We start from the raw sequence: 6,243 nt of genomic DNA, 5'->3' as shown, positions 1-6,243 counted from the left end.
CCCGCACCCACCAATCATCGGCGAAAACCCCAAGACGACCACGCCCGCCACGCGGAATTAATTCAGCAGACTCCTAGACGCCGAAGCCAGATCGTCTGGGCCACCCGGCCGCTGGCTGAGGGCAGGTTCCGCTAGCCGCGCCGATAGGCCGGTGGCAGCGGCATGCCGAGCTCGGCGAGCACGCCGCGCAGTTTGGTCGGGTAGTCGGTGATGATGCCGTCGACACCGTCGCCGATCTGCTCGCGCATGGCCTCGGCGTCGTTGACGGTCCACGGAATCACTTTGAGCCCCAACATATGTGCGTGATCGACATATCCCCTGCCGGTAACCAGCCGATACTCGGGTGCCACGATGTTCGCCCCGGCCAGCAGCGCCCCGACGACGGGATCGCCGACGACCGCGGGGTCGATGCCGGCCAGCCAGGGCGAACCCGGCACCCAGGTCGAGGCGTCGTACAGCCCCACCAGTGGGATGTCCGGCTCGGCCCGATGCACCATGGGCAGGGTGCGCCAGTCGAAGCTCTCGATCTCGACGCAGTCGATTTTGCCCGCCGAGCGCACCGCGGCCAGGATCACGTCCACGAATTGCTGCGACCCTGCCGACGCGGCCGGCTTGTCGGCCTCGACCTTGGTCTCGATGTCGTAACGCACCCCGGTTTCATTCGGCGCCCGATACGCCTCGGCGAGCGCGAAGACCTCCGGCAGAGTCGCTATCTTGTTGCCGCGCACCACCGTCGCGGCGGGAAATTCGGCCAGCCGACGGCCGCAGTCGAGGGTTCGCAGCTGCGCGAGGCTTAGCTCGTGTACCAGTTTTCCGACGTACGGGTACTGCGGGTCGCCGGTGACGACGGGCCCGGTGTCGACGCACTTGTCGGCGCCGATCACCGCGTCGTGCCAGACCAAGGGCTGGTCGTCTTTGGTGATGACCACGTCGAGTTCCAATGTGCTGACCCCGAGTTCGAGCGAGGCGACGAAGGCGCGCAGCGACTCCTCGGTAGTCTCACCGCGTCCGCCGCGGTGCGCCTGCAGGTCGAACTCCGGTGCCCCAGCCGCCGTGACGGTGCCCGGCAGCAGCAGTGTCAGCGCGGCCAGTGCGGCGCCCAGGAGCACGAGCCGGCCGGGCAAAAGCGTCACCTCCGGCGTTGGCGCGCTATCTCGGCGAGCACCACCCCGGCGGCCACCGACGCGTTCAGCGATTCGGTAGGACCGGCCATCGGTATCGACACCACCTCGTCGCAGTTCTGCCGCACTAGCCGCGATAGTCCCTTGCCCTCCGACCCGACAACCACGACGATCGGGTCGGTGCCGTCCAGCTCGTCGACGGTGGTCTCGCCGCCCGCGTCGAGCCCGACCACGCGCACGCCGCGGTCGGCCCAATTCGTCAGTGTCCTGGTGAGATTGGTGGCGCGGGCCACCGGGATGCGGGCCGCGGCCCCGGCACTGGTGCGCCAGGCGACCGCGGTCACGGAGGCCGAACGGCGTTGCGGTATCAGGACGCCGTGACCGCCAAAGGCCGCGACCGATCGGACGATCGCGCCGAGATTGCGGGGATCGGAGATGTTGTCCAACGCGACCAGCAGCGCCGGCGGCGACTGCAGGGCGGTGCCCAGCAGATCGTCGGGATGGGCGTAGTTGTACGGCGGGACCTGCAAAGCGATGCCCTGGTGCAGGTGGTTGGTGGTCATCTTGTCCAGGTCCGAACGCGGCACCTCCAGGATCGCGATGCCTAAATCCGCTGCCCGCGAAACAGATTCGGTGACCCGCTCGTCGGCGTCGATACCGAGCGCGACGTAGAGCGCAGTCGCGGGTACATCGGCGCGCAGGCATTCCAGCACCGGGTTGCGCCCCAGCACGGTCTCGGTCTCGTCGGTGCGCTTGGCCGGTCGGCGGGACTGGCTTTTGGCGGCCCGCTTTGCGGCCGGGTGGTTGGGACGCAGGTGCGCCGGCGGTGTGGGGCCCCGGCCCTCCAGCGCGCGACGCCGCTGACCGCCCGACCCTACGGTCGGTCCCTTCTTGCTGCCGGTCTTGCGCACGGCCCCTTGCCGCCGGGAGTTGCCGGCCATTACTTGCCCGTCACTTTTCCGGACCGGCTTGCAGCTCCCATTGCGGCCCGTCGGCGGTGTCGGTGACCTCGATACCGGCCTGCTTGAGCCGGTCCCGAATCTCGTCCGCCAATGCCCAATTGCGCTCCTCGCGAGCGCGTTGCCGTCGATCAAGCTCGGAGCGCACGAGCGCGTCGACCGCTGCGAGCGCGGCCGAGGTCTCGTCGCGGGTTTCCCAGCGTTCGTCGAGCGGGTCGCAACCCAAGATGCCCATCATCGCGCGGATCGCACCGGCCTGCTGCAACGCGCCCTCGTGGTCACCGGCATCGAGTGCCCGGTTGCCCTCGGCGCGCGCGTGATGGATCTCGGCCAGCGCGATCGGGACCGCGAGATCGTCGTCGAGCGCGTCGGCGAATCGCGACGTCCACCGCCCCGGGACCACCCCACCGACGCGGACCCGGACCCGATGCAGGAAATCTTCCACTCCCACATACGCTTTCACGGCGTCCTGCAGCGCGGTCTCGGAGAACTCCAGCATTGAACGGTAGTGTGCGCTGCCCAGGTAGTAGCGGAGCTCGGGCGCACGGACGCGCTGCAACATCGCCGGGATGGACAACACGTTGCCCAGCGATTTGCTCATTTTCTCCCCGCCCATTGTCACCCAGCCGTTGTGCAGCCAGTAGCGGGCGAACCCATCCCCGGCCGCATGGCTCTGCGCGATCTCGTTCTCGTGATGCGGGAACACCAAATCCATTCCACCGCAATGGATATCGAACTCCGGTCCGAGATATGTGCGGGCCATCGCCGAGCATTCGAGGTGCCAGCCCGGGCGGCCGCGGCCCCAGGGTGTGGGCCAGGACGGTTCACCGGGCTTGGCGCCCTTCCACAGCGTGAAGTCACGCTGGTCACGCTTGCCGGTCGCCACGCCTTCGCCCTGGTGGACGTCGTCGATGCGGTGGCCGGACAACTGCCCGTACTCGGGGAAGCTGAGCACGTCGAAGTAGACGTCGCCGTTGCTGGCATAGGCGTGACCCTTTTCGATCAGCCTGTCCATTAACTCGACCATCTGGGTGATGTGCCCGGTCGCCCGGGGCTCCGCCGAGGGCGGTAGCACGTCCAGCGCGTCGTAGGCCGCGGTGAAGGCTCGCTCGTAGGTGGCGGCCCATTCCCACCACGGCCGGCACGCGGCGGCGGCCTTGTTGAGGATCTTGTCGTCGATATCGGTGACGTTGCGGATGAACGCGACGTCGTACCCGCGCGCCATCAGCCAGCGGCGCAGGATGTCGAAGGCGACCCCGCTGCGGACGTGCCCGATGTGCGGTTGCCCTTGGACGGTGGCGCCGCACAGGTAGATGGAAACGTGTCCCTCGCGCAGCGGAACGAAATCGCGCACGGCGCCGGCTGCCGTGTCGTGGAGCCGCAGACGGGGGCGATCGGTCACGACGTGCCAGCTTACCTGGTACTTCGGATCCGTCGGTCGCAGCGGGCGAGGCTATCCGTGGGCAATGATCAGCGCGGTCGCGATCGCGGCCAAACCCTCGCCCCGGCCGGTCAGACCCAGCCCATCGGTGGTCGTCGCTGAGACTGATACCGGTGCGCGCAGCAGCTCCGACAACACCTGTTGCGCCTCGGCGCGGCGCGGCCCGATCTTCGGTCGGTTGCCGATCACCTGCACGGCGGCGTTGCCGACCCGGTAGCCCTGCCCGGCGATCAATTCGGCGACGTGGCGCAGCATCCGGGCGCCGGTGACGTCTTTCCAGCGCGGATCGTCGACCCCGAACACGGCGCCGATGTCGCCGAGCCCGGCGGCGGATAACACCGCGTCGCACAGCGCATGCGCGGCCACGTCCCCGTCGGAGTGCCCGGCGCAGCCGTCGGCGCCGTCGAACAGCAGCCCCGCCAGCCAGCAGGGCCGTCCGGGTTCGATCGGGTGCACATCGGTGCCCAACCCGATCCGCGGAAGGGCGGCCTGCTCGGTCACCGGCGCACGACCGCTTGGGCTAGCAGCAGGTCCAGCTGGGTGGTGACCTTGAATGCCAGCGGGTCGCCGTCGACCACCCGAACCTGGGCGCCGATTGCCTCGACCAGCGATGCGTCGTCGGTGGCGATGGTGTTGGCAACGCCTGCATCGGCACGTTGATACGCGCGCAACAACAGGTCGGTGGCAAACCCCTGCGGCGTCTGCACCGCACGCAGCCCGGCCCGCTCCGGTGTCCCCAACACCACGCCGTTGGCATCCACGGCCTTGATGGTGTCATGCAGCGGCAGGGCGGGCACCACGGCGACGTGCCCGGCCCGCAACTCCGCCACCACTCGCGCGATCAGCGGCGGTGGGGTCAGCGCCCGGGCAGCGTCGTGGACAAGGACGAACTGCGGGGTGCCCGGCACGGCGGCCAGAGCCAGACGGACCGATTCGGTACGGCCGGCCCCGCCGGCTACGACGATGGCCTGCTCGCCGAGTAGATGCTGCGCCGCATCGATGCGGTCAACGGGAACCGCCGCCACGACCTGGTCGACGACCCCCGATTGGCGCAACCCAACGACGGCTCGTTCGAGCAGCGTGCGCCCGTCGAGCTCGCAGAATGCCTTTGGAACGCCGGCGCGTAACCGTTCCCCTGACCCCGCGGCGGGGACCAATGCGACAACTGTGCCCCCGGCCACCGGAGCTCAGGGCCTTCAGGAAGCGGCGGCCAGAACCTCGTCGAGGATGGTCTCCGCTTTGGCGTCGTCGGTGCTTTCGGCGAGCGCCAGTTCGCCGACCAGAATCTGGCGAGCCTTGGCCAACATGCGCTTTTCACCCGCGGACAGGCCGCGTTCCTGGTCGCGTCGCCAGAGGTCACGGACGACCTCGGCAACCTTGTTGACGTCGCCGGAGGCGAGCTTTTCCAGGTTGGCCTTGTAACGGCGTGACCAGTTGGTGGGTTCTTCCGTGTGCGGAGCGCGCAGCACCTGGAAGACCTTGTCCAGGCCTTCTTGTCCGACGACGTCGCGGACGCCGACGTACTCGGCGTTCTCCGCGGGAACTCGAACGGTCAGGTCACCCTGCGCAACTTTCAAGACGAGATACTCTTTTTGCTCCCCTTTGATGGTGCGGGTTTCGATCGCCTCGACTAACGCAGCACCGTGGTGTGGATAAACAACGGTGTCGCCGACCTTGAAGATCATCTGATTCGAGCCCCTTTCGTTACTTCAGTCTAACACGCCGGTCCAGGTCGCGCGAAGCAACAGTGCAGGTCAGGGGCACAACGCGCGCTGATTAGGGGTTGACAGAAGGACGAAGACGTGCAATGCCACACCTTATCAACGTCCCGAATTGCCGGGCGCGGGCCCCCGCTATTGCCGCTGCGGTGCTGGTCTGGCCACCTGCGCTACCGCCCGAAAGACCTTCCTACTACTCTGCATAGTTGTGTGCATAGTTGCACGGTTGGCCCCGCCGTCGCCGTGCGACGATTCGCTTCGATCAGCCAGACCGAGCCCAGGAGGCACTGAGTGAACCGCTTCAAGACCGGCCTCGCGGTCCGCTTCCCCGCCCGAATCGTCCTCGCCGGGCTGGCCATGATGGTCGCCGCCGCGTTGACCGCGTGTGGCGCCGGTCAAATCTCGCAAATGGCCACCCAGGAGCCGGCCATCAACGGCAACAGGGTCTCGGTCAACAACGTCGCGCTGCGCGACATCCGCATCCAGGCCACGCAGACCGGGGACTTCCTGCAGCCCGGCAAGGCGGTGGACCTGGTGCTGGTGGCGGTGAATCAATCCCCCGACGTCGCGGACCGGCTGGTGGGCATCACCAGCGACATCGGCACGGTGACGGTGTCCGGCGACACGCACCTGCCCGCCAGCGGGATGCTCTTCATCGGCACGCCGGACGGCCAGAAGGTAGCGCCGGGGCCGTTGAACCCCAACACCGCGGCGAAGGCGACCGTCAACTTGGCGAAGCCCATCAGCAACGGCCTCACCTATCCCTTCACCTTCACCTTCGAAAAGGCCGGGCAGGCCAGCGTCCAGGTGCCGATTTCCGCCGCGCCGCCGGCGGTCTAACCAGCGGGCCGGTGCCCGGACGGCCCAGCGCGGCCGCCGGGGTCGTGTCACGAACGTCAGTTGTCACCCCCTGCCGATACCGTCATGTCAGTGTCAGGGTGGGGTTGCCGCTTGTTGCGGTGGTTGGATCCTGATCACCTGGTGTCTGGCTCGTAGCGTCGTTG

Annotated in this window: 7 protein-coding genes; 1 reads left to right on the top strand and 6 read right to left on the bottom strand. The window is 67.9% G+C overall.

Annotated elements, in window-relative coordinates:
- Positions 1 to 131: 131 nt before the first annotated feature.
- The 6 genes from AWC25_RS04605 to carD are packed head-to-tail and all read right to left on the bottom strand — an operon-like array spanning position 132 to position 5,206.
- A complete protein-coding gene (locus AWC25_RS04605; RefSeq protein ID WP_084229615.1) occupies positions 132 to 1,133 on the bottom strand; it encodes a glycerophosphodiester phosphodiesterase family protein in 1,002 nt (333 codons plus the stop codon).
- Entirely contained in the window at positions 1,130 to 2,062 is a 933-nt protein-coding gene (rlmB, locus tag AWC25_RS04600; protein WP_069403071.1) for a 23S rRNA (guanosine(2251)-2'-O)-methyltransferase RlmB, read from the bottom strand. Before rlmB ends, AWC25_RS04605 begins: the two co-directional genes overlap by 4 nt.
- A 10-nt stretch (positions 2,063 to 2,072) precedes the next feature.
- The gene (gene cysS, locus AWC25_RS04595) at positions 2,073 to 3,482 is read right to left on the bottom strand and encodes a cysteine--tRNA ligase (RefSeq protein ID WP_069403072.1); all 1,410 of its coding nucleotides are present in this window, start codon (positions 3,480 to 3,482) and stop codon (positions 2,073 to 2,075) included.
- 51 nt (positions 3,483 to 3,533) lie between these two features.
- Positions 3,534 to 4,022 carry a 2-C-methyl-D-erythritol 2,4-cyclodiphosphate synthase gene (ispF, locus tag AWC25_RS04590; protein ID WP_085166419.1) on the bottom strand — a complete coding sequence of 163 codons (489 nt, stop codon included), beginning with the start codon at positions 4,020 to 4,022 and terminating at the stop codon, positions 3,534 to 3,536.
- Positions 4,019 to 4,702, bottom strand: coding sequence for a 2-C-methyl-D-erythritol 4-phosphate cytidylyltransferase (ispD, locus tag AWC25_RS04585; RefSeq protein ID WP_069403074.1), 684 nt, complete (start codon positions 4,700 to 4,702; stop codon positions 4,019 to 4,021). The genes ispF and ispD overlap by 4 nt, the downstream gene beginning before the upstream one ends.
- 15 nt (positions 4,703 to 4,717) lie before the next feature.
- Positions 4,718 to 5,206, bottom strand: a complete 489-nt coding sequence (gene carD, locus AWC25_RS04580; RefSeq protein ID WP_003419482.1) for an RNA polymerase-binding transcription factor CarD — start codon at positions 5,204 to 5,206, stop codon at positions 4,718 to 4,720.
- A 390-nt stretch (positions 5,207 to 5,596) separates the two neighbouring features.
- On the opposite strand from carD, the gene AWC25_RS04575 reads away from it, so the two are divergent.
- Complete coding sequence (locus AWC25_RS04575; protein WP_232327418.1) at positions 5,597 to 6,079, top strand: copper chaperone PCu(A)C domain-containing protein; 483 nt, start codon at positions 5,597 to 5,599, stop codon at positions 6,077 to 6,079.
- Positions 6,080 to 6,243: the final 164 nt, after the last annotated feature.

Origin of the sequence: Mycobacterium sherrisii (assembly GCF_002102355.1) — a bacterium.
Classification (GTDB): domain Bacteria; phylum Actinomycetota; class Actinomycetes; order Mycobacteriales; family Mycobacteriaceae; genus Mycobacterium; species Mycobacterium sherrisii.
Note: the sequence above shows the minus strand (reverse complement) of the source record. Positions and strands in the feature narration are given on the sequence as shown.